This window comes from Oerskovia sp. NPDC056781, from assembly GCF_042789955.1.
Lineage (GTDB): Bacteria > Actinomycetota > Actinomycetes > Actinomycetales > Cellulomonadaceae > Oerskovia > Oerskovia rustica.
Map to the genome: position 1 here is coordinate 1 of NZ_JBHUAD010000405.1, position 1,196 is coordinate 1,196.

The window sequence follows — 1,196 nt, forward strand, 5'->3', positions numbered from 1 at the left end:
GTCCTCGACGAGGTGGCGGACGGTCTCGGACGCGTCGGACTTGGTGTGCCCGATCAACCCGACCGGGCCACGCTTGATCCACCCCGTCGCGTACACCCCCGGGATCTGCTCACCATCGATGTCGATCACCCGACCCTCACGGTTGGGAATCACACCCTTGAGATCATCGAACGGGATCTCCGGCAACGGCGACCCGAAATACCCCACCGCCCGATACACCGCCTGCACCGGCCACTCGAAGAACTCCCCCGTCCCGCTGACGGTCCCGTCCCCGTTCAACCGGGTCCGCTCCGTGCGCAACCCCTCGACCCGGCCCTCCCCCAGCACCGCGACCGGCGCATGCAAGAAATGCAGGTGCAACCGCCGCGACGCCGTGAACTCCCCCGGGTCCTTGAGCGTCCAGTCCGTCAGAGTCTTGACGACCTGCTTCGTCTGGTTCGAGGAGTTGATCGCCGCCATCGACCCCTCGTCGAACTCGAAGTCCTCCGGATACACGATCACGTCCACGTCCGGCACGTGCCCCAGCTCGCGCAGCTCCAACGGCGAGAACTTCGCCTGCGCCGGACCACGACGCGCGAACACGTGCACGTCCGTCACCGGCGACTCCTTCAGCCCCTGGTACACGTTCTCCGGGATCTCCGTAGGAAGCAGATCATCGGCATGCTTGGCCAGCACCCGCGCCACGTCGAGCGCCACGTTACCCGCCCCCAGCACCGCGACCTGCCGCGCCTCCAACGGCCACGTCCGCGCCACATCAGGATGCCCGTCGTACCACGACACGAAATCAGCAGCACCGAACGACCCCGGCAGATCGATCCCCTCGACCGCCAACGCCGCATCCCGGATCGAACCCGTCGAGAAGATCACCGCGTCATAGAACTGCCGCAGATCATCCAGCTTCAGATCCACCCCGTACTCCACGTTCGCCAACAACCGCACATCACCACGCGCCAACACCTTGTGCAACGCGACAATGATCTGCTTGATCCGCGGATGATCCGGAGCCACCCCGTACCGCACCAACCCGAACGGCGCAGGCAAACGCTCGAACAAGTCGATACTCACCTCAACACCCGTCTTCGACAGAATGTCCGCCGCATAGATACCAGCAGGACCAGCGCCAACAATGGCCACACGCAACGGACGAGAGCTGCTCACAGGAAAGAACGCCTTCCGGTCGAGGAGGGGAGGGGCGG

The 1,196-nt window shown here is 64.9% G+C and carries 1 protein-coding gene; it reads right to left on the reverse strand.

The window, feature by feature from the left end:
• A partial coding sequence (locus ACFRCR_RS18770) for an FAD-dependent oxidoreductase (protein ID WP_377679705.1) occupies positions 1–1,158 on the reverse strand: 1,158 nt, incomplete at its 3' end.
• Positions 1,159–1,196 lie beyond the last annotated feature (38 nt).